The organism is Kitasatospora sp. NBC_00070 (assembly GCF_045041205.1).
Taxonomy (GTDB): domain Bacteria; phylum Actinomycetota; class Actinomycetes; order Streptomycetales; family Streptomycetaceae; genus Kitasatospora.
On sequence record NZ_CP108247.1, the window covers coordinates 7,215,794 to 7,235,966 of the forward strand.

Below are 20,173 nucleotides of genomic sequence, written 5' to 3' on the forward strand. Positions count from 1 at the left end.
CCCCCGATCGGGGGAAGAGCGGCGGCCCTGGCCGCCCGGGGTGCGGCGTACGCTGCTGCCATCCACCCGAACAGGAGACCGAGTGATCATCGCCGAAACCGTCCGGACCGCCAGGCTGACGCTGCTCCCGCTGCTGGTCGAGCACGCCGAGGAGATGGCCGAGGTGCTGTCCGACCCGGACCTGCACGGCTTCATCGGGGGCGAGCCGCTGAGCCCCGGGGACCTGCGGGCGCGGTACGGGCGGATGACGGCGGGCTCGCCGGACCCGGCGGTCGGCTGGCTGAACTGGGTGCTCCGGCTGGACGGTCCCGACCACCTGGTCGGCACGGTGCAGGCGACCGTCACGGCGGACCCGGTGGGGAGCGTCGCGGAGATCGCCTGGATGGTGGGGACGCCCTGGCAGCGGCGGGGCTTCGCGGTGGAGTCGGCCCGGGCGTTGGTCGGCTGGCTCGGCGAGCGGTCGGTGCGGACGGTGGTCGCCCACGTCCACCCGGAGCACCGGGCGTCCGCCGCCGTCGCGAGCGCGGCCGGGCTGCGGCCGACCGAGGAGTGGCAGGACGGCGAGGTCAGGTGGCGGCTGCCGTGAGGCCGGCCGGCTCCGGCCGCAGGGGGAGCCTGCGGCCGGAGTGCCTGGCCCGGTTTGTCAGACCTCCAACTCGGCCTCGATCCGCTTGAGTTGGTGGCGGGCCATGGCGAGGTTGGCCCGGCTGCGGTCCAGCGCCAGGTAGAGGAAGAGGCCCTTGCCCGAGCGCCCGGTGAGCGGGCGGATCAGGTGGTACTGGGTGTTGAGCGAGATCAGGATGTCCTCGATGGACTCCTTGAGGTTGAGCAGCTCCAGCGCGCGGACCTTGGCGCGGACCACGTCGGTGTTCCCGGCGGCGGCCACGTTCAGGTCGAGCTCGGCGGTGCCGCCCAGGGTGCCCAGCGCCATGCCGCTGTTGTAGTCGACCAGGGCGACGCCGATGGCGCCGTCGATCGAACTCATGACGTCCTTGAGGGCGGACTCGGTGTTGGCCATGGTGGTGCTCTCCTTCGCGGTGGTGAGGTTCGGGACGGGTGGTTCGGAGGTCAGTCGCGGTCCTGGCGGGCCAGCACGGCGTCGGACAGTTCGGCGATCCGCCGCCCGGCCCGGCGGGCCTCCAGGTGCAGGCGGCCGATGTTGGCGTCCGGCCCGGCCAGCAGGGTGAGCACCACGTAGTTGCCCGCCGCGTAGGTGGCGGTGTACCCGAGTTCCCCCCGGGTGAGCAGCTCGCGGAACTCGCCCTGCCCGGTGGCCTCGGCCAGCCGGGCCCCCACGCCGAGCGCGGCGGCGGTGAGCGCGGCGACCCCGGACGGCTCAAGCCCCCGGGTGTCGTGGGCGACCACCAGGCCGTCGGTGGTGGCGACCAGGCTGCCGGTCAGGTGCGGGACCCTGGCCCGCAGCCCGCTCAGTTCGTCGAGCAGACCGGGGCCGGCCAGCAGTTCGGGATCGATCAGGACGGGTGGCCGACGGCCGGTGAACTGTCGCAAGGTGCGCTTCATGACTCGATCGGGCGGACGGTACGGACGGGAACACTCACAGTCGGGCCTCCAGGCCGGCTCGGATCCTGAGCAGCAGGGCGACGTGCGGATCTGACGGGTCGTACGCCGGTGGGGCGGCGGATCTCTGCGGTGGTGGGGCGGAGGGTGGCGCCGGCGCGGCGGCCGACCGCTGGGGCGGTACGGCGGCGGCGGGGGTCTCGACCAGCCCCCGGGCGGCCAGGTGCCGGACGTCCAGCACGGTGCCGTAGGCGGAGCGCCCCAGCAGCAGCGCGATCTCGGCGGGCGTACGGCGCCCGTCGGCGGCCTCCAGCACCGCCTGCCGGCGCCGGGTGCAGCCGCGCGGCACGGTGCCCGGACGGCGGCGCACGGCCGCCGTGTCCACCTGCGGGGACGGCCAGACCCGGTCGAGCAGGGCCCGCCGGCGGCCGACCGCCGCCCGCAGCTCCCGGACGCTCACCGGCCGGGCCAGCACCAGCGGCGGGGCGTGGCCCGGGACGAAGTCCGGCTCGCCCCCGGAGCGGCTGAGCACCACGTACGCGGCGTCCAACAGGGCGGTCAGCTGGCAGAGTTGGAGCTCGCCGTGGCTGACGTGGCCGGCCCCGACCAGCTGCTCCGCCAAGGTCCGGCCGGAGCCGGTGCAGGCGGCCAGCTGGGTGGCCCACTGCCGTGGGGTGAGCCGCCCGCAGCCGGTGAGCAGGGCCTCGACCCCCGGCGTGGCCGGGCTGTCGGCGGCCACCACCGCGCCGTCGGCCAGGTGCAGGGCGCCGGCGCTGCCGTACAGGGTGCCGGTGGCCCGGGCGGCGGCGAGGTCGGCGAGCGCGCTCTCGACCGGACCGGCGGGGGAGCGGCCCGACCGGCGCCGGTGGGGGAGCCGGAGGGTGGGTGCGGGCAGCGTGAGGGTCATCAGTCCAGCACCAACTGCTCGGCGATGGCGGCCAGTCGGAGTCTGGCCAGGGCCAGGTTGGCACGCTCGCGGTCCAGCCGGAGGTAGAGGATCAGGCTGCTGTCGAAGTCGGTCTCCAGGAAGCGGACCAGGTGGTACGCGGCGGCCGAGCTGAGGATCAGGTCCTCGGCGGGCGCGGTGCCGGCGGCCGGGTCGACGAAGGACGCGCTCTGGGTGACCGCCCTGGCCAGCTCGGTGGCGTCGGCGGCCCCGGCCTCGTGGTCGCCGCCGGGGCCCTCCCCGGCGGTGCCGAGCGCCAGGCCGCTGGTCCAGTCGACCAGGCTGACCCCGAGGGCACCCGGTACGGTCATCGCCTGGGCAAGGCAGTCATCAATTCCCGGCACCGGTCCGCTTCCCTCCCGTCGCACCCGTGGCAGGGCGCGCCTGTTGGCCCCGCGCTCACGGGCGGTAACCTTTGCGGGACGTAACGCTAGCCCGGTCCATCCGATCGTGGGTCGGATTCCGGCATATTCCTCGGGCATATGCCCGAATCTGATAGGGGACAACTTCCGCACGTTCCGGCGGAACTGACGGAGCGTCGGCGGGGCGGCGGGCGTGGGCTCGGGGACGATCGTGAAGCCGAACTGTGGCGGCCGTTAAGAATTCCTCGATGGACCGCAGCCGCGCCCAGCAGGCAGATTGCACAGTGCCGCGCGGCCCCGGTGAAGATCCGGAGCAGGCCGTCGGCAGCCCAGACCGTCCCACCGTGCGTCAGGAGCAGTCGCCGTGAAGGCACTCGTCAAGCAGAAGGCCGAGCCGGGACTCTGGCTGATGGACGTCCCCAAGCCCGTGATCGGCCCCGCCGAGGTGCTGATCAAGGTGCTCCGGACCGGGATCTGCGGCACCGACCTGCACATCCGGAACTGGGACGGCTGGGCCCGGCAGACCATCAGCACGCCGCTGACGCTCGGTCACGAGTTCGTCGGCGAGGTGGCCGAGATCGGCGCCGGGGTGACCGACGTCAACGTCGGCGACCTGGTCAGCGGCGAGGGCCACCTGGTCTGCGGCAAGTGCCGGAACTGTCTGGCCGGGCGCCGCCACCTGTGCCGCAACACGATCGGCCTGGGCGTCGGCCGGGACGGCGCGTTCGCCGAGTACGTCGCGCTGCCCGCCTCCAACGTCTGGGTGCACCGGGTGCCGGTCGACCTGGACGTGGCCGCGATCTTCGACCCGTTCGGCAACGCCGTGCACACCGCGCTCTCCTTCCCGCTGGTCGGCGAGGACGTGCTGATCACCGGCGCGGGCCCGATCGGCATCATGGCCGCCGCCGTCGCCAAGCACGCCGGCGCCCGGAACGTGGTGATCACCGACGTCTCGCCGTACCGCCTGGACCTGGCCCGCGAGGTCGGCGTCACGCTCGCGCTGAACGTCGCCGAGACCTCCATCGAGGAGGGCCAGCGCAAGCTCGGCATGCGGGAGGGCTTCGACGTCGGCCTGGAGATGTCCGGCCGCCCCGAGGCGATGCAGTCGATGATCGCCAACATGACGCACGGCGGCAAGATCGCCATGCTCGGCCTGCCCGCCGAGCAGTTCGCGGTGGACTGGGCCTCGATCGTCACGTCGATGATCACCATCAAGGGCATCTACGGCCGGGAGATGTTCGAGACCTGGTACGCGATGTCGGTGCTGCTGGAGGGCGGTCTCGACCTCAGCCCGGTGATCACCGGCCGGTATGCCGCAGCCGACTTCGAGGCCGCCTTCGACGAGGCCGCCGGCGGCCGCTGCGGCAAGATCATCCTCGACTGGACCGTCTGACCTTCCCTCAGGTAGGAGCCCCTGTGTTCGACAACGTCCGCGACGACCTCGCCGCGACCCTGACCGAGATCCGCGAGGCCGGTCTGTTCAAGCCGGAGCGGGTCATCGGCAGCCCGCAGAACGCCACCGTCACGGTGACCGGCGGCGGGGAGGTGCTGAACTTCTGCGCCAACAACTACCTCGGCCTGGCCGACCACCCCGCCGTGCTCGCCTCGGCGAAGGAGGCGCTGGACCGCTGGGGCTACGGCATGGCCTCGGTGCGCTTCATCTGCGGCACCCAGGACGTCCACAAGCAGCTGGAGGAGCGCCTCTCGGGCTTCCTCGGCCAGGAGGACACCATCCTGTACTCCTCCTGCTTCGACGCCAACGGCGGCGTCTTCGAGACCCTGCTGGACGACCGCGACGCGGTCATCTCGGACGCGCTCAACCACGCCTCGATCATCGACGGCATCCGGCTCTGCAAGGCCCGCCGGTACCGCTACGCCAACCGCGACCTGGCCGACCTGGAGAAGCAGCTCCAGGACAGCCAGGACGCCCGCCGCCGGCTCATCGTCACCGACGGCGTCTTCTCCATGGACGGCTACATCGCCCCGCTCCGGGAGATCTGCGACCTCGCCGAGCGCTACGACGCGATGGTCATGGTCGACGACTCACATGCCGTCGGCTTCATCGGCGAAGGCGGGCGCGGCACTCCCGAACTCCACGGGGTCATGGACCGCGTCGACATCATCACCGGGACCCTCGGCAAGGCGCTCGGTGGGGCTTCCGGGGGGTACGTCGCGGCGCGAGCGGAGATTGTTGCGCTGCTGCGCCAGCGCAGCCGCCCGTACCTTTTCTCCAACTCCCTGGCCCCCGTGATTGCCGCCGCCTCCCTGACCGTGCTGGACCTGATTGAGCATTCCGGGAACCTGCGAGACCGGCTGGCCGCCAACACGGCTCTGTTCCGAACCCGCATGACCGCCGCCGGATTCGACATCCTTCCGGGCGAGCACCCCATTGCCCCCGTTATGGTTGGTGACGCGGCCCAAGCTGGTCGGCTGGCTGAACTGCTGCTGGACCGCGGGGTTTACGTGATCGGCTTCTCCTTCCCCGTGGTTCCCCACGGGCAGGCCCGAATTCGGGTTCAGCTTTCCGCCGCGCACTCCACCGAGGACGTTGAGCGCGCTGTCGAAGCTTTCGTGGCCGCCCGCGCCGAGCTTGCCACCGAGCTTGCCGCCGCCACCGCCGCCGACGCCGCCGAGCTTGGGGCGTAGCGCGTCGAAGGCCGACAGGCCGGGGTCGAGCTGAGCCCCGCCGCCGGTCTTGCCACCGGCTCCACCCGTGAGTTGGGTGGGGCCGGTCGGGCCCTTGCCGAACGAGGTGCTCAGCAGGGACATGCCGCCGTTCATCTGCTGGGTGTGGATGTCCTCGTTCTCGGACAGGTTGCGGACCACCGTGTCCATCTTGTCGGCGGTGCCGCGGAACGAGTTGAGGATCCGGTTCAGCACCTCGGTGCCGACGCTCTTGGCGACCTCCTCGGCGACCGCGATGGCCAGCTTGCCGAACGCGTCACCGGGCTTGCCGACGTCCAGGCTGTCGACCACGCTGCGGAACGAGCTGCCCGCGCTGTCCACGTCGTCGGAGTGCTTGCGGATGTCCAGCGCGCACTGGGCCATCGCCGCCACGTCGACGCCGAAGCCCTGGCCCGCACCGCCGCTTCCGGAGCCGCTGCCGAGGACCTTGGCGATCACGGTGTCCGCCAGGTCGGCGATCGGCTTGGCCAGCTCGTGGGCGAGCCGGGAGACCGCCTCGTCCAGGATCCGGGTCATGATCTCCCGGCCGGCCGCGATGATGGCGGGCGTGCTCAGCCCGAAGGTGGCCGAGGAAGCCGCCAACTGGGCCTGGATGTTGATCAGTTGGACCAGCGCCTGGCCCTTGCATATCTGGATGACCAGGGCAGCGGCCTTGATCGCGGTGGCGGCGGTGCCCAGCATCTCCACCACCATGCCGGAGTACTTGGAGATCGTCCCCCACAGCTCGGCCAGCTTGTCGGCGGACTCGCCGTGATAGACCTCACCCAGCTTGGCGAGCGCCTTGTCGGCCGCCATCTGGGTGGAGTCGATGGCCGAGGCCAGCTTGGTCAGCTGGTCGGCCAGTCTGGTCAGCTCGTCCTCATTCGCCTGGGGCCAGTTGACCCCGAGGAGTTTCAGTACGAACGTCAATTCCGAAGGTAGCTCCAGTGCCATTGCTGCTGCCCCCCAGCTGCTGGTGGTCGGCCCGTGATCGCAGAACGCGACGATACACACGGAACTCGGTTACCACTACCGGCCCTTGGCCCGCTGTGGAAGGCGTGTCCGGTACCGGCGGGGCGGACCCCCGGCCGGTCGGTGCGTGGACGGCCCCCGGCCCCCGCTCCGAACGACCGCGCTCTGACGGTGTGTCGTCATTCGTAGCGTAGTAGTCGGGGCCGACAACGGAACGGCCGTGGGCGTCCTGGTACAACTCCGTTACGGCGCGGGACAGCTGGGGAGCGACGGCTTTCGGTCAGCCGCTCCGGGGGTTGGCCGGATTCCGGCCGGGGCGGTGAGCTGGCCGGCCGGAGGTGTTCGGGTTTCCGGCTGTGGTCGGCGCGCTGGCAGAATAGGGGACGTGATCGATGCAAGACGGTTGCGGACCCTGCGGGCCGTGGCCGACCACCGGACGGTGACGGCCGCCGCCGCCGCGCTCTACCTGACCCCGTCGGCCGTCTCCCAGCAGCTCGCCGCGCTGGAGCAGGAGACCGGCCACGAACTGCTCGCGCGGGAGGGGAGAGGGGTCCGGCTGACCGCGGCGGGGGAGATCCTGCTGCTGCACGCCGACCTGGTGCTGGCCCAGCTGGAGCGCGCCGAGGCCGACCTCGCCGCGTACCGGGAGGGCGTCGCGGGCGAGGTGACGGTGGCGGCGTTCGCCACCGGGATCGCGCTGGTGCTCGCCCCGGCGATCGGTGTGCTGGCCGGGACCGCCCCGGGCGTACGGCTCCGGGTGCTGGACGCCGAAGGGGACGCCAGCGTCCCGATGGTGCTGGACGGCCGGGCGGATCTCGCGGTGGCGGTGGAGTACCGGGGTGCCCCCCGGGCCGACGACCAACGGCTGACCCGGGTGGCGCTGTACGCCGAGCCGTTCGACGCGGTGCTGCCGCTCGGCCACCCGCTGGCCGCGGGCGACGGGCCGATCGCGGTGGCCGAGCTGGCCACCGAACCGTGGATCGGCCCCTACCCCGGCAACCCGTGCCACGACGTGGTGCTGCTGGCCTGCGAGTACGCCGGCTTCCAGCCCCGGCTGGTGCACTCCTCGGACGACTTCCGCGCGGTGGTCGCCCTCGCCTCGGCCGGCGCCGGGGTCGCCCTGGTGCCGCGGTCGGCGCTGCGCGGGACCGACCTGGCGGCGGTGGCGGTCCGGCCGGTGGACAGCGCGCTGGCCACCCGGAAGGTGTTCGCGGCGGTCCGGACCGGGGCGGACCGGCACCCGCTGATCCGTCCGGTGCTGGCGGCGCTGACCTCGGCCGCCGCGCCGCTCGCGGTGGAGTGACGGCCCGGCGTCGCCCGTGCCGCGCCAAGGGGATCGCAGGGTGCTCGTCCTGACTGATCAGTACCCGTTCTGGCATATGCTGCTGGGCGTGGCCGGGCACCACGACGGCGTGGCGCCGCCGCTGGACGAACGGTTGGAGCACCCCGATGAGCGAGAACGTCCCGGACCTTGCGACCGAGCCGATTCCGGTCGGGGTGATCGGCCTCGGCGACATCGCCCAGAAGGCGTACCTGCCGGTGCTCGCCGCGCTGCCGGGCCTGGACCTGCGGCTGATGACCCGGGACCGGGCCAAGCTGGACCGGATCGGCGACAGCTACCGGATCACCCAGCGCTACGGCGACCTCGGCGAGCTGATCGACAGCGGGCTGCGGGCCGCCTTCGTGCACGCCACCACCGACCAGCACGTGCCGATCGTCACCGCGCTGCTGGAGGCGGGCGTCGACGTCTACGTCGACAAGCCGCTCGACTACCACCTGGACGGCGCCCGCCGACTGGTCGACCTGGCGGAGCGTCAGAACCGTTCGCTGATGGTCGGGTTCAACCGTCGGCACGCCCCGGGCTACCTGATGGCCAAGGAGCGGCCGCGCGACCTGATCGTGCTGCAGAAGAACCGGGAGGGCCTGCCGGAGGCCGCCCGCACCCTGGTGTACGACGACTTCATCCACGTGGTGGACACGCTGCTGTTCCTGGCCCCCGGCGAGATCGAGCACGTCGACGTCCGGTCCCGGATCCGGGACGGCCTGGTCGAGCACGTGGTGCTGACCCTGGCGGGCGACGGCTTCACCGCGCTCGGCATCATGAACCGGCTCTCCGGCTCGACCGAGGAGATCCTCGAGGTCTCCGGCGGCGACTCCAAGCGGGCCGTGCACAACCTGGCCGAGGTGATCGACCACCGGGGCCAGCCCACCGTACGGCGCCGGGGCGACTGGGTGTCGGTGGCCAGGCAGCGCGGCATCGAGCAGGTGGTGGTCGGCTTCCTGGACGCCGTCCGGGCTGGCAAGGTGCTGTCGGCCCGGGACGCGCTGCGCACCCACGAGCTGTGCGAGCGGATCGTCAGCGAGCTGGCGGCACAGACCCGCTGACGCGTTCGCGGGCGCTGCTCACGACGCGGACTCGTCGACGTCACGGGAGGTGTTGCCCCGGTGCGCCAGGTTCCAGCTGATGACCCGTTTCGGATGGATCCGGATCACCTCGGCACTGAAGAACCCGGCCGCCTGGGGCGGCGCCACCCCCGTCAACAGCTCGGCCCGGCCCCGCAGTTCGACCCCGCGCCCCCACCCCGGCGCCACCGGGTCGTCCGCCGGCGCGAAGTCGTCCACCACGAACGACACCAGCGGATTCGCCTGCAGATTCCGGTACTTGCGGCTCTCGCTGAGCTTCGGCCCCCCGATGTCCACCGTCCCGTCCGGGTTGAGCCGGAACGACACCGGCCGCACCTGCGGCCCCCCGTCCGGCCCCACCGTCGCCAGCCGCCCGACCGGCTGCCCCGCCAGGTAAGCCCGCTCCTGCTCGGTCAGTGCCATCACCGTCTCCGTCCAGTTGCCGTCGGATCCCCACGGTAGAAGGTGAAGTCCGCTTGAGGTCAAGCGCGGACGACGGCCGTCCGGTGGGCTCCCTCAGCCGAGCAGCTCGGGAGCGAAGTAGTCGCGCAGCCGAGCGATCTTCCCGTCCCGGACCCGGAAGATCTGCACCAGCGAGACGGTCACGTCCTCCCCGCCGCCGGCTCCGTCGAAGACGGTGTCGATCTCGGCGACGAACACGTCGGGATCGGCGGTGGTGTGCAGCACGTAGCCGGTCTTCTCGAGGTTCGGGACGGGGCCGTCCTTCGGTTGGCGTTGGTAGTACGCCGCCATCGCGCGGCGGATCTCCTCGCGGCCCGCCATCCTGCTGGGGAAGGCGCCGCCGGCGGGCAGCAGTGGTGCCTCCAGGACACCGTCCGGGGTGAAGCTCTCGGCAAGGGCGTCGGCGTTCCGGGAGAGGGTCCCGGCGTGGACGTAACTCCGGAAGATCTCCTGCGGCGTTCGGGACACGGCTGCTCCTGGGCTTCGCTTCGGACACAGAGGGCCGGCCAATCACAGTGAGCCGCCCGGGAGCGCCGTTTCCACCCGCGGGCCCGACCGGGCCAACGCTGTGGCCGGCGCGGTGCCGGCGGTGCATGATCGTGCCCATGGAGAACCCTGCCCCCGCGCCGGCCCCCGCCGCGTACGCCTGCATGATCGTGCGCAAGCCCGCCGAGGAGGTGTTCCGTGCTTTCGCCGACCCGGCCGTGACCACCCGGTTCTGGTACAGCGGGAGCAGCGGGCCGATGGTCGCGGGGGCCGAGCTGCGCTGGGAGTGGGAGACCTACGGCGCCTCCGTCGACGTGCGGGTCGAGGAGGTGCAGGAGGGGCGGCTGATCCGGTTCGCGTGGGGCAACTACGAGCAGCCGACCACGGTCGAGCTGCGGTTCACCCCGCGCGCGGCCGGGACCACCTTCGTCGAGGTCACGGAGACCGGGTTCCAGGGCTCGGCGGAGGCCGCCGTCCGCTGGGTGAACGACACCGTCGGGGGATTCAGCACAGCGCTGTGCGCCCTGAAGGCCCTGCTGGAACACGGCATCGAGCTCAACGCCGTGCCCGACCACCACCCGGCGTCCTGAGCCGGCCTCCTGGTCCGGCGTCAGGCCGTGCCCGACGGAGGCGGCCTGACCACCGCCGCCCGAAAATGAGTTGCCTGCGGACCGTGCTCTGAATCACGATCACCCGCATGGACCTGTAACGGCTGCCACGTGGCAACACCCCACCTGTCGCGCGACCGACCTCGGAGTCTGACGACCCGGCCCCGAGGGGATGACCCGCGCCCTCGTGTGCATCCGTCAGATGTCAGGGGCCGCAGCCTGCCTGCGAGCGCCCCTGCCCAGTCCTGAAAGCAACCACCACCATGAATACCAACCGCAAGGCCCTGTGGGCCGTGCGTCGGTCCGCGCTGCCCGCCGTCGTGCGCCCCTGCCCGGACTGCTCCGGTTCGCGCCACCGCCCGTCGGGGAAGATCCGGGTCAACGCGAACGGCAAGCTGCTCGACGTCTGGCTGCTCCTGAGCTGTGCGGCGTGCGACCGGACCTCGAAGGTGCCCGTCCACGAGCGCGTCCACGTCTCCTCGCTGGAGCCCGCCCGCCGGGTGGCGTACGAGACCAACAGCCCCGCCGTGGTGGCGGAGTTGGCGATGAGTGCGGCACTCGCGGCGAAGAACGGCCACCGCCTCGACTGGACCGGTACCTGGGAGCTGGAGACCCGCACCCCGCTCCACGCACTCGACGACCCGACACCGCTCGGGGTGCAGGTGAGGTTCGAACTGCCCGCGCCGGTCCGGGTCGAACGGCTGCTCATGCGCGGCCTCGGTCTCAGCCGGACCGAGGTACGACGGATGGTCGGCGACGGACGAATCCGCCTGCCGTTCGCGCCGGACGCCAAGACCCACCGGGACTTCGAACTCACCGTCCACGGACCGGCTTCCGCTTCGGCCGATGCCGCGCAGCGGTCGAAGCTCCCCGGCGCCCGGTCCCACCGGCTGCGGCCTGCCCTGACCGACCTCGGACTACGGGGCGTGCCAAGGCAGTTGGCCGGCTCGGTGCGGGCTGCGGCGGGAGCGTAGGAGAGTGACGGCCGGGCCTTCCGGCAGTCGAGGGCGGGTCCGCCTTCGAACTGCCGGGAGGCCCAGCCGTACCGTCCGGTCAGGACAGGAGCTCGACGTACCCGTCGGTCCCGTGCACCCGGATCCGCTGCCCGTCCCGGATCAGCCGGGTGGCCTGCTCCACGCCCACGACGGTCGGCAGGCCGTACTCCCGGGCGATCACCGCGCCGTGGGTCATCAGGCCGCCGACCTCCGTCACCAGGCCCGCGATGCCGACGAACAGCGGCGACCAGCTGGGGTCCGTGAAGGTGGTGACCAGGATGTCGCCGGATTCGAGATCGGCCGCCGCCATGTCCAGGACGACGCGGGCCCGCCCCTCGACCGTCCCGGCGGAGACCGGTACGCCGACCAGCGCGCCGTCCGGCACGTCGTCCCGCCGGTACGCCCCGCTGAGGGCCTCGCCGTCGGAGGTGAGCACCCGGGGCGGTGTGAGCGCGTGGTAGGAGCGGAACTCCTCCTTGCGCCGCTCGATCAGCCCGCCGTCCAACTGCCGTGACCGCACCAGGTCGTGGAACTCCTGGAAGGTGAGGTGGAAGACGTCCGCCCGCTCGGCCAGCACCCCGGCCTGCACGAGTCGCCCGGCCTCCGCCAACAGGGCCTGCTTGTAGACGAAGTAGCGGCTGATGATGCCGTACTTCGGGTACTCCCGGTACCCGATGAAGGCCCGCACCTGGTCGATCATCCGCTTGGTCCGGTCGGCCTTCCGGTCCCCGTCCGGCAGGGCCCGCAGGCGGGCCAGCACGTCCTGTTCCTTCTGCTCCGCCTTCTGCCGCCCCTGCTCGAACCGCCGCTCCGCAGCGCCCGGTTCGAAGTTCCGGACGTTGTCGAGGATCGCGGGCACGAGCGTGCCGGGGCGCTCGCGCCACCGGGGCCTGGTGATGTCGATCTCGCCCGCGCAGCGCATGCCGTAGCGGTCGAGGTACGCCTCGATGGCGTCGCGCGCCTCGGTCCCGCCCGCCAGCTTCGGCAGCTCGTCCAGGAAGCCGTCGTCCTGGACGCCCTGCAGGAACGCCACCACCTCCGGGTGCGGGCGGATCACGTCCGCGACGTCGAGCAGCTCCAGCCCCATCTCCGAGGTGATGTTGTCGGGGGCGGACAGCGTGAGCGTGTCAGCCGCGCTCTTCTCGCCGAGCCACTCCTGCAGCTTGTCGTTGAGCCACCAGGTGGCCTCCATCGCGGTCATGATGGCCTGGATGTTCAGCGGATCGCTGAGCACGCGCTTGTGCTCCTCGAAGGCCGCCAGCAGGAAGTCGAACAGCGCCGGTCCGGTCTTGCCGCGGATGCCGCGTTCCAGGGCGGCGACCGAGGCCCGGCTGCGCTCGATCAGCTCGGCGACGACGGCCGGGTCGGTCCGGGCCGGGTCCTGCTCGGACTCGTCGGACGGGTGGTCGGCCGGATGGTCGGACGGGGGCTGAGCGGGGCTCGGGTCCGGGAGCGACGGTACGAGGTCGCCGCGTTCGAGGACGGTCTCCAGAGCGTCCCTGACCAGCGGATCGCCGCGCCCCAGGACCTCCAGGAGACCGGCCCGGCTCACCGGCGAGGCCAGCCGCGGGGCGACGTCGACGAACAGCCGCCCGCCGGCCTCGTGCATCGGCACCATGGCGGTCAACTGCCACATCGAGAGCCCCAGCGGCTTCATGGGGTCGGTCATCATCTGCCCGTGCCCGACGGAGACGTAGACGTGGTTCTCCCGGTCGTCGCTCCGGGGGACCGGGAACAGCGTGGTGATCGGCCGGCTCTGGACGATCCGGAAGTCGTCGTCGACCAGGCACCACTCGATGTCCTGCGGGCGGCCGAAGTGCGCTTCGATCCGCCGCCCGAGCTCCACCAGCCGGACGGCCTGAGCATCCGTCAGCGCGGGCCGCTCCTGCTGCTCCGGGCCGATCGCCACCTCCCGCGTACCGCCGCCCGGCAGCGGCTGAACGGCGACTCGCTTGGCGGCGATCGTCCGGTCGACGACCTCGCCGCCCCGCACCTTGAAGACGTCCGGGTTCACCAGGCCGGAGACCAGTGCCTCGCCCAGGCCGAAGCCGGCGTCCACGGTGGCGACCTTCCGGTGGCCCGTGACGGGGTCGGCCGTGAACAGGATGCCGGACGCCTGCGGGAGGACCATCCGCTGCACGACCACCGCCATCCGGACCGTACGGTGGTCGATCCCGCCGCGCTGACGGTAGGTCACGGCCCGCTCGGTGAACAGCGAGGCCCAGCACCGGCTGATGTGCCGGAGGATCTCCGCAGGCCCGACGACGTTCAGGTAGGTGTCCTGCTGGCCGGCGAAGGAGGCCGTCGGCAGGTCCTCCGCCGTCGCGCTGGACCGGACGGCGTAGGCGTCCTGCGCGCCGAACCGGACGAGCGCGCCGGTGACCGCCGCCGCGAGCTCGTCCGGGACGACGGTCTCCTCGACGGTCCGACGGATCCGCGCACCGAGCACCTGGACCGCCTCCCGGTCGTCCGGGCCGAGGTGGGCCAACTCGTCGAGCAGGTCGTCGATCGCCGGTGCGTCCGCCATGACCCGCCGGAAGGCGTCCGTGGTCACGCAGAAGCCGTCCGACACCCGGATGCCCCCGATCCGCGACAGCTCGCCCAGGTGCGCGGCTTTGCCGCCGACGTCCGCGACCCGCGTGGCGTCGAGCTCCTGAAGATCCAGCACGTACTGCTCACTCACTGCGATACCTCCGAGGCGGCCGCGCTCCGTTGTCCTGCCGTACCTGATCGAATCACCGGCGCCGCCGACTCCGTCGAATCCCCCGACCGGGCGCGTCCCGGTCGATCCGACCTCGTCATGCTCTTCGTACCTCGACAACAACAGACTCATTTCCGCAGGTGGTGGCTTCGGCCGACGATTCTGCGGCATGATCGGGGGCTTGTGGCAAGCCCCGGGGTGCGCTATATGTTGGGAGTGGCAAGGAGCGCGTTCTCCTTGCCTTTGCTGTTGGCGCCGGGTGGAAACCCCTGTCGGTGGTGCGGGGCGAGGACGCAGAACTCGTGGCCCTCCGGGTCGGCCAGGCAGGTCCATGGGACATCGCCCTGGCCGAGGTGGGGAGCGTGTCACCGGTGGAGCCCCGACCCGACCGAAGGCGGTTCCACATTCGGGTAGTGCGCCACCGCCACCTCACACCACCCGTCCAGACCTTCGTACTCCCACACCCCGGACAGAGCAGCCTCGGGACGGCCCGACCCGATCGGATTGGTCGCCAACTCGGCCGCACGCCTGCCGTCCGCTTCGTCGGACTCCACAGCAGCCCGTACGATCCGTGCCGCAATCTCCGAGAACCGGTCGGCCCCCATCCACCCCCGCGTCAACTGCGCACCGTCGAACGACCACGACGCCACCCACCGCCGCGACACCGACCCACCACCACTGGCACTCACCGGACCGCCGGAGCGACCGATACCAGGTGACACCGGCCGGCCGGCGCGAACGTCAGGTCGAGACGGCCGTCCCAGGCCAGAAATTCCGCCACTCGCTCCACCGCATCCGGCCGCGTCAGGAAGTACCGGTAGGCGTCAGCCTGCACCGCGCCGACCTTCCGCTCTCCGTCCTGACTGATCAGCTCACCATCGCAACCGAGTGCATCGACGTGCTGGTCCATGCCGCGCTGTTCCTGCACGAGTCCTTCCCCGGCTTCAGTGCCCTACTGGCCGAGCGTGCCGCCCAAGGCTGCACGGTTCGGATCGCTCTCGGTGATGCCGACCGCGAGAACGTTCAACAGCGGGGTAGAGAGGAGAAGTTCGGCCATGGGATCGAGACCCGCTGCCGACTCGCCGCCATGCACTACCGGCCCTTGACCGAGGTGCCCGGCATCGAGGTGCGAATGCATGGCACAACGCGCTGAAGGGAGACTGACGTATGGCCAGGACCGAGTACTACGACGACCCGAACGCCCCTCAGCCCAATCGCCTCGTGGTCGCCGCCTCCGCAGTCGTCACCGACGACATAGGGCGAATCCTGCTGCAACGCCGAACCGACAACGGTCTCTACGCCCTGCCAGGGGGTGCCATGGACTTCGGCGAGTCCCTGCCCGCCGCCGCAGTCCGCGAAGTCCTGGAGGAGACCGGACTGGAGGTTGAGATCACTGGACTGGTCGGCACCTACACCGACCCACGCCACGTGATCGCCTACTCGGACGGCGAAGTACGCCAACAGTTCAACGTCTGCTTCACCGCCCGCCTGACGGGCGGAGCACTGCGCATCTCCAGCGAGTCCACCGACCTCCGCTTCGTCTCCCCGGCGGAACTCGACGGACTGCCCATCCACCACACCCAACGCCTTCGACTCCAGCACTTTCTGGAGCGCCGGACCACCCCGTATCTCGGATGACTGCGCAACGCCGAAACGGTCTTGACCTACCCCCGCTCCGGAAGGTGGATCGGGGCCGCTGTGATGCTGATGGAGGGTCAGTCCCCGATGTCGGAGCCGCCACTCCCAATTGCCCGATCCAGGCTCTAGACGGGGAGCTTAGGCGCCGGTCTCTCCGCCGTAGAAGGGCACGGGGCGTCGGCCACAATCTGTCCTCCCATCGGCCCTGAAAGGCATCGCGGGCGTTCCTGGCTCCATTCGGCTTCCAGGCAGTGGGCCCGTCCGTGGAGTTCGTCGGTGTGGGTGTGCTGGGCGATGATCGCGCAGTTGGCGGCGTTGAGGGTCCGTTCGCGCCGCCCGCCTTGCGTTCCTCGCCGGTGACCGGCCTGGCCTCGACCCAGAGGGTGTCCGGTAACTGCTGGGGAGCGGGCGGACTGACCTGCCGTCACCGCTCGGCCGGCGGGGACGGGGTGGGGCTCCCGATTCTGGACAGCCCGGGGCTGGGGCGTCGACAATCGGGCCATGAGCGCTCCAGAGTTCCGCACCGCCCAGCTGACGGCCAGGCCGTCGCAGGCCGACCGCGACCAGGTGCTGGAGGTGCTCCGGGAGGGGGTCGGCAACGGGCAGCTCTCCCATGACACGTTCGTGCGGCGGATGGAGTTGGTCCTCACCGCCAAGAGCCGGGCGGAAATGGCCACGGTGGTGGCCGACCTGCATTCGTACGGACGGTTCGCCCGGGGCCTGCTGCGCGGGGTGGCCTGGATGTCGGCGTTCAAGGTCCGGTTGGCGCGGACCTGGGAGACCGAGCAGTTGCCCGGTCTGCGGCTGCCGGGCCCGGGTGCGGGGCGGCTGGTGATCGGACGGCAGGTCGGTTCGGGCCTTCGGCTGAGTGATGCGTCGGTGTCGCGCTTCCACGCGGAGCTGCGGCGCGAGCCGGAGGGCTGGGTGCTCCAGGACCTCGGGTCCAGCAACGGGACGTACGTCAACGGGCTGCGGGTGGCAGGGGCGGTGTTGGTGCGGGCCGGCGACCAGGTGCGGTTCGGGCTGTTGGCCTTTCAGCTGGTCACGGACTGACGGGCTGCCCGCTGCATGCCCTGGGCCGACTCGGTCCGGCTCAGCTCGCGGACTTCAACGCCGACGGTTCGCCACGAGAAGGTGCCCTGTCGGACGAAAGCGTCGGCGAGGGTGTGCGACGGATGCTGGATTGTTGCACCGGTGGCCGAAGTCTGCGCGTGGATAGCCGAGTTGACGGACCAACTGGACGGTGGTGGCTGTCCGGGTGCGGGCCCATCGGAGGCCGCCCGGGCCCGGCCGCGAGGTTCACGACACGCTCGGGGACGGGCGCAGTGGTACCCGCAGCTTCGGCAGCACAGCCTTCACCGTCGCGGCCATGGCGGCGAACGCGAGGTCCTTGCCCAGCGCGTCCATCGGCTTCCCGGTCTGGGTCTTGAGCTCGCAGTCGAGGTTGCCGTCCCGGACCACCAGGTGCAGATCCGACTTCCACGGGCCCTCCTCCGACGAGACCAGGCGGAACGCCTGACTCCCCAGTCCCGGGACCTCGGTCAGCGTCCCGCCCGCGACGTCGACCGCGGTGGTCCGGGAGTGGTCATGCATCCGGATCGCGGTGGCGGTGTCCTTCCAGGCACTGCACTGGACCACCACCCGACCGTGCACGTCGCCCCCGCTCAGCGACTGTTTGCACTCCGATCCACTGGCCTCGGCCGGGTTCGCCCCCGTCTCCCCGCCCTCCGGCGGCCCGGCGAGCGTCGCCACGGCCGTGGCGAGCTCGGTGAAGTCGAGCTGCCCGCAGAGCCCTCGGGGCGGCTGGTACGGCCCGGGTCCATCCGTCCGCTCCACTGTCGGCACCGGCGGCGGAGCGGCGGTACTCCCGCCGCCACCACAGCCGACCATCCCCACCGCCATCACCACTCCGAGCCAGCCACCCCTGACCAGCGCCGAACGCAGCACAATGTCCCCCTCCGTCGACCCCGAACCTCCCGGCAGGCTACCGGACTTGACGACCGATCCACGGCAGATCCGAACGCGACCTCGCAGGACGCCCCACACCGGCAACCGGCAACAACGGTTCCAGCACATCCCACTGACCGTCCGACAGATCCCCGCGTCCCATCCGATGAGCCTGGCATCAAGCCGGACAACCTTCCAAAACACGGCCTAGGCTCGGTGGACCGAGACGGGCGATGCCAGGGGGACGGATGAGTGGCAGGGCAGTGGTCGGCGCCGTGAACGCGTTGGCGGGGCGGTGGGCCTCGGTGGCTGCGGTGGCGGGGCGGAGCACGGTGTTCTCCCCGGTGGGGGTGTGGCCGTTGCTGGGGCTGCTGGCGGCCGGGGCGGGCGGGGCCGCTCGCGCGGAGCTGGCGGCGGCGGTGGGCCTGCCGGCCGAGGCCGCTGCGGAAGGTGCCCGTCAGTTGCTGGCGGATGTCGGCCGGATCCCGGGGGTGTCCACGGCGGTGGGCGTCTGGACGGACCGTCGGATCGTGCTGGACCCGGACTGGGTGGCTGCTCTGCCGGAGCACGGCCTCGGAGAGCTGACCGGGGTCGCGGCCGTCGACCGCGCCCGCCTCGACGCCTGGGCCGCGAAGGTGACGGGTGGCCTGATCCCGGCCATGCCGGTGGAGTTGGACGAGGAAACCCGGCTGGTGCTGGCCAGCGGACTGAGCATTCGGACGCGCTGGATCCGCCCGTTCACCGACGCCACCATCGTGCCGGAGCACGGCCCGTGGGCCGGGCGGCTGCTGGCCGCGCTGACCCGGCGCACCGCATTGCTGGACCGCGCGGCCGTCCTGCGCGGCGAGGCGGGGGCCGTCACCGAGTTGTCCGTGCTCGGGCACGACGGGATCGAGGTCCGGCTGCTGCTCGGCGAGGAAGGGCGGACGCCAAGTGCGGTGCTCCGGACGGGGATCGAGGCGGTCTCCGGCGAGGGGGCGGTGGAGCGGGTCACGGCCGACGTACTGCCCGCCGCCGAGGCCGGCCCGGGGATGACCGTGGGCTGGGAGCGGAGCCGGCAGCCCGAGCCGAACCTATGGATCACGACCGTGCCCTTCACCGTCGACTCCGAACACGACCTGCTCCGACCCTCCGCCACCTTCGGCCTCACCACCGCCGCCGACCTCGACCAGAGCCACTTCCCCGGGATCAGCCGCAACCCCCTGGCGGTCGGCTCCGCCAGGCAACGCGCCACGGCGGCCTTCGGAGCAGAGGGCTTCGAGGCCGCAGCCGTGACGGCGATCGTGCTCGCCGGCGGCGGCACGGCCTCGCGCCAACCGCCCTACCGGGTCCGCGACGTCGCCATCTCCTTCGACCGCCCCTTCGGTTTCCTGGCGGTCCACCGTTCCTCCCGCCTGGTCCTCGCGGCGGGCTGGGTGAACGAGACTCTCGACTACCAGCAGCCGGACCTCGACGAGGACTTCGAAAACGAGTTCCACCTCCATGGCTGACTGGGGCCGGACCCCTGAGCTGACGCCGTGTGGGGGTTCAGGAGAGCGAGGTGGTGTCACGAGAGCCAGGCGGCCCTACGCCCTGACAGCACGACCTCCAGTCGCCACAGTCGGTGAACCTGCTTCGAGCCCTGCGGGCGGAAGGCGCCTCAGCCAGCAGGTGACGGCCCGCCGTGCACGTCACCAGGGCACGACGCCCGTGTCGTCGAAGAACTGGCCGGTGGGGCCGTCGTCGGGCAGGGTCGCGAGTCGGACGGCGATCGCCGCGCCCTGTTCGGGGGTGCGCACGCCACGGAAGCCGTTGAGGTCGGTGGCGACGTAGCCGGGGCAGCCGGCGTTGATCAGGATGTTCGTGCCGCTCAACTCCCGGACGTACTGGAGGGTGACGGCGTTCAGGAACGTCTTCGAAGGGGAGTACGCCGCGGCCACCGGACCCGCCGTCAGCTCGGCAGTGGCACCCGACTGTCGGGTGAGGGAGCCGACGCTGCTGGACATGTTCACGATCCGCGGTGAGGCAGAGCGGCGGAGCAGCGGCAGCATCGCGTTGGTGACGCGGATGACGCCGATCACGTTGGTCTCCACGACCGTGCGGATGGTGGCGGGTTCGACGCGGGTGGGTTCCTGGGGCATGCCGCCGGTGATGGCGGCGTTGTTGACGAGCACGTCGAGGCGCCCGGCCTGTTCCTCGATCAGCCGTGCGGCGGCTGTCGCGCTCGCGTCGTCGGTCACGTCCAGCGGTACGCCGAAGGCGTCCACGCCGGCCGCGCGCAGTTTCTCCACTGCGGCCGTGCGACGCTGCTCGTCACGGGCGCCGACGCCGATGCGCCAGCCGAGGGCGCCCAGGCCCGCGGCGATCTCGTAGCCGATTCCCTTGTTCGCGCCGGTGATCAGCGCAGTCGTTCGTTCGCTCATGGGGACCATGCTGCGCTCGGACCCCGGCGGGGGTCCAAGACCGATTGGGTGGGCGACGATACCTTCCAG

20 protein-coding genes and 3 pseudogenes are annotated in these 20,173 nt (G+C 71.6%); 12 read left to right on the forward strand and 11 right to left on the reverse strand.

Annotated features, from left to right (window positions below; genetic code table 11):
• Window positions 1-82 precede the first annotated feature (82 nt).
• Window positions 83-586: a GNAT family N-acetyltransferase gene (locus tag OHV05_RS32595; RefSeq protein WP_405020906.1), complete on the forward strand. Its 504-nt coding sequence runs from the start codon at window positions 83-85 to the stop codon at window positions 584-586.
• Between the two features lie 57 nt (window positions 587-643).
• On the opposite strand, the gene OHV05_RS32600 is transcribed toward OHV05_RS32595, so the two are convergent.
• The 4 genes from OHV05_RS32600 to OHV05_RS32615 are packed head-to-tail and all read right to left on the reverse strand — an operon-like array spanning window position 644 to window position 2,808.
• A complete protein-coding gene (locus tag OHV05_RS32600; RefSeq protein WP_403043245.1) occupies window positions 644-1,018 on the reverse strand; it encodes a hypothetical protein in 375 nt (124 codons plus the stop codon).
• A 50-nt stretch (window positions 1,019-1,068) separates the two neighbouring features.
• The gene (locus tag OHV05_RS32605) at window positions 1,069-1,521 is read right to left on the reverse strand and encodes a roadblock/LC7 domain-containing protein (protein WP_405020907.1); all 453 of its coding nucleotides are present in this window, start codon (window positions 1,519-1,521) and stop codon (window positions 1,069-1,071) included.
• A 34-nt stretch (window positions 1,522-1,555) separates the two neighbouring features.
• Window positions 1,556-2,425 carry a transcriptional regulator gene (locus OHV05_RS32610; protein ID WP_405020908.1) on the reverse strand — a complete coding sequence of 290 codons (870 nt, stop codon included), beginning with the start codon at window positions 2,423-2,425 and terminating at the stop codon, window positions 1,556-1,558.
• Window positions 2,425-2,808 (reverse strand): hypothetical protein, encoded by a 384-nt coding sequence (locus OHV05_RS32615; protein WP_403043252.1) that lies wholly within the window; start codon window positions 2,806-2,808, stop codon window positions 2,425-2,427. The genes OHV05_RS32610 and OHV05_RS32615 overlap by 1 nt, the downstream gene beginning before the upstream one ends.
• Window positions 2,809-3,190: 382 nt before the next feature.
• On the opposite strand from OHV05_RS32615, the gene tdh reads away from it, so the two are divergent.
• The 5 genes from tdh to OHV05_RS32640 all read left to right on the forward strand — a co-directional run bounded on the left by tdh (window position 3,191) and on the right by OHV05_RS32640 (window position 8,847).
• Window positions 3,191-4,219, forward strand: a complete 1,029-nt coding sequence (gene tdh, locus OHV05_RS32620) for an L-threonine 3-dehydrogenase (RefSeq protein WP_405020909.1) — start codon at window positions 3,191-3,193, stop codon at window positions 4,217-4,219.
• 23 nt (window positions 4,220-4,242) lie between these two features.
• Window positions 4,243-5,472 (forward strand): glycine C-acetyltransferase, encoded by a 1,230-nt coding sequence (locus OHV05_RS32625; RefSeq protein WP_405020910.1) that lies wholly within the window; start codon window positions 4,243-4,245, stop codon window positions 5,470-5,472.
• 144 nt (window positions 5,473-5,616) lie between these two features.
• Window positions 5,617-6,432 carry a hypothetical protein gene (locus tag OHV05_RS32630; RefSeq protein WP_405020911.1) on the forward strand — a complete coding sequence of 272 codons (816 nt, stop codon included), beginning with the start codon at window positions 5,617-5,619 and terminating at the stop codon, window positions 6,430-6,432.
• A gap of 415 nt (window positions 6,433-6,847) precedes the next feature.
• Window positions 6,848-7,765, forward strand: coding sequence for a LysR family transcriptional regulator (locus OHV05_RS32635; RefSeq protein ID WP_405020912.1), 918 nt, complete (start codon window positions 6,848-6,850; stop codon window positions 7,763-7,765).
• Window positions 7,766-7,947: 182 nt separating this feature from the next.
• Window positions 7,948-8,847, forward strand: coding sequence for a Gfo/Idh/MocA family protein (locus OHV05_RS32640; RefSeq protein WP_405021595.1), 900 nt, complete (start codon window positions 7,948-7,950; stop codon window positions 8,845-8,847).
• An 18-nt stretch (window positions 8,848-8,865) separates the two neighbouring features.
• Here OHV05_RS32640 and OHV05_RS32645 read toward each other — a convergent pair whose 3' ends face one another.
• The gene (locus tag OHV05_RS32645) at window positions 8,866-9,288 is read right to left on the reverse strand and encodes a PPOX class F420-dependent oxidoreductase (protein WP_405020913.1); all 423 of its coding nucleotides are present in this window, start codon (window positions 9,286-9,288) and stop codon (window positions 8,866-8,868) included.
• A gap of 93 nt (window positions 9,289-9,381) precedes the next feature.
• Window positions 9,382-9,795, reverse strand: a complete 414-nt coding sequence (locus OHV05_RS32650) for a nuclear transport factor 2 family protein (protein ID WP_405020914.1) — start codon at window positions 9,793-9,795, stop codon at window positions 9,382-9,384.
• Between the two features lie 137 nt (window positions 9,796-9,932).
• On the opposite strand from OHV05_RS32650, the gene OHV05_RS32655 reads away from it, so the two are divergent.
• Window positions 9,933-10,403, forward strand: a complete 471-nt coding sequence (locus OHV05_RS32655) for an SRPBCC family protein (RefSeq protein WP_405020915.1) — start codon at window positions 9,933-9,935, stop codon at window positions 10,401-10,403.
• Window positions 10,404-10,684: 281 nt separating this feature from the next.
• Window positions 10,685-11,395, forward strand: coding sequence for a DUF1062 domain-containing protein (locus OHV05_RS32660; protein ID WP_405020916.1), 711 nt, complete (start codon window positions 10,685-10,687; stop codon window positions 11,393-11,395).
• 79 nt (window positions 11,396-11,474) lie between these two features.
• On the opposite strand, the gene rph is transcribed toward OHV05_RS32660, so the two are convergent.
• Window positions 11,475-14,099 carry a rifamycin-inactivating phosphotransferase gene (gene rph / locus OHV05_RS32665; protein WP_405020917.1) on the reverse strand — a complete coding sequence of 875 codons (2,625 nt, stop codon included), beginning with the start codon at window positions 14,097-14,099 and terminating at the stop codon, window positions 11,475-11,477.
• A 299-nt stretch (window positions 14,100-14,398) separates the two neighbouring features.
• A pseudogene (locus OHV05_RS32670) lies at window positions 14,399-14,470 on the reverse strand (VOC family protein); the annotation flags it as partial.
• A 428-nt stretch (window positions 14,471-14,898) separates the two neighbouring features.
• Here OHV05_RS32670 and OHV05_RS32675 point away from each other — a divergent pair.
• The 3 genes and pseudogenes from OHV05_RS32675 to OHV05_RS32685 form a co-directional block, all read left to right on the forward strand.
• A pseudogene (locus tag OHV05_RS32675) lies at window positions 14,899-15,264 on the forward strand (XRE family transcriptional regulator); the annotation flags it as partial.
• Window positions 15,265-15,284: 20 nt separating this feature from the next.
• The gene (locus tag OHV05_RS32680) at window positions 15,285-15,755 is read left to right on the forward strand and encodes an NUDIX domain-containing protein (protein WP_405020918.1); all 471 of its coding nucleotides are present in this window, start codon (window positions 15,285-15,287) and stop codon (window positions 15,753-15,755) included.
• 501 nt (window positions 15,756-16,256) lie between these two features.
• Entirely contained in the window at window positions 16,257-16,808 is a 552-nt protein-coding gene (locus tag OHV05_RS32685) for an FHA domain-containing protein (protein WP_405020919.1), read from the forward strand.
• Between the two features lie 246 nt (window positions 16,809-17,054).
• On the opposite strand, the gene OHV05_RS32690 is transcribed toward OHV05_RS32685, so the two are convergent.
• Both OHV05_RS32690 and OHV05_RS32695 read right to left on the reverse strand, forming a co-directional pair.
• On the reverse strand, window positions 17,055-17,702 hold the full coding sequence (locus OHV05_RS32690; protein ID WP_405020920.1) for a hypothetical protein: 648 nt from the start codon (window positions 17,700-17,702) through the stop codon (window positions 17,055-17,057).
• A gap of 58 nt (window positions 17,703-17,760) precedes the next feature.
• Window positions 17,761-17,865, reverse strand: a pseudogene (locus OHV05_RS32695) (IS5/IS1182 family transposase); the annotation flags it as partial.
• 85 nt (window positions 17,866-17,950) lie between these two features.
• Here OHV05_RS32695 and OHV05_RS32700 point away from each other — a divergent pair.
• Window positions 17,951-19,192, forward strand: coding sequence for a serpin family protein (locus OHV05_RS32700; protein ID WP_405020921.1), 1,242 nt, complete (start codon window positions 17,951-17,953; stop codon window positions 19,190-19,192).
• A gap of 180 nt (window positions 19,193-19,372) precedes the next feature.
• Here OHV05_RS32700 and OHV05_RS32705 read toward each other — a convergent pair whose 3' ends face one another.
• On the reverse strand, window positions 19,373-20,104 hold the full coding sequence (locus OHV05_RS32705; protein ID WP_405020922.1) for an SDR family oxidoreductase: 732 nt from the start codon (window positions 20,102-20,104) through the stop codon (window positions 19,373-19,375).
• Window positions 20,105-20,173 lie beyond the last annotated feature (69 nt).

Bases quoted from the DNA above. Each gene is read 5' to 3' on its own strand.
- OHV05_RS32600 (WP_403043245.1), bottom strand. From the start codon at position 1,018: ATGGCCAACACCGAGTCCGCCCTCAAGGACGTCATGAGTTCGATCGAC.
- OHV05_RS32605 (WP_405020907.1), bottom strand. From the start codon at position 1,521: ATGAAGCGCACCTTGCGACAGTTCACCGGCCGTCGGCCACCCGTCCTG.
- OHV05_RS32610 (WP_405020908.1), bottom strand. From the start codon at position 2,425: ATGACCCTCACGCTGCCCGCACCCACCCTCCGGCTCCCCCACCGGCGC.
- OHV05_RS32645 (WP_405020913.1), bottom strand. From the start codon at position 9,288: ATGGCACTGACCGAGCAGGAGCGGGCTTACCTGGCGGGGCAGCCGGTC.
- OHV05_RS32655 (WP_405020915.1), top strand. From the start codon at position 9,933: ATGGAGAACCCTGCCCCCGCGCCGGCCCCCGCCGCGTACGCCTGCATG.
- OHV05_RS32660 (WP_405020916.1), top strand. From the start codon at position 10,685: ATGAATACCAACCGCAAGGCCCTGTGGGCCGTGCGTCGGTCCGCGCTG.
- OHV05_RS32680 (WP_405020918.1), top strand. From the start codon at position 15,285: ATGGCCAGGACCGAGTACTACGACGACCCGAACGCCCCTCAGCCCAAT.
- OHV05_RS32685 (WP_405020919.1), top strand. From the start codon at position 16,257: ATGAGCGCTCCAGAGTTCCGCACCGCCCAGCTGACGGCCAGGCCGTCG.
- OHV05_RS32700 (WP_405020921.1), top strand. From the start codon at position 17,951: ATGAGTGGCAGGGCAGTGGTCGGCGCCGTGAACGCGTTGGCGGGGCGG.
- OHV05_RS32705 (WP_405020922.1), bottom strand. From the start codon at position 20,104: ATGAGCGAACGAACGACTGCGCTGATCACCGGCGCGAACAAGGGAATC.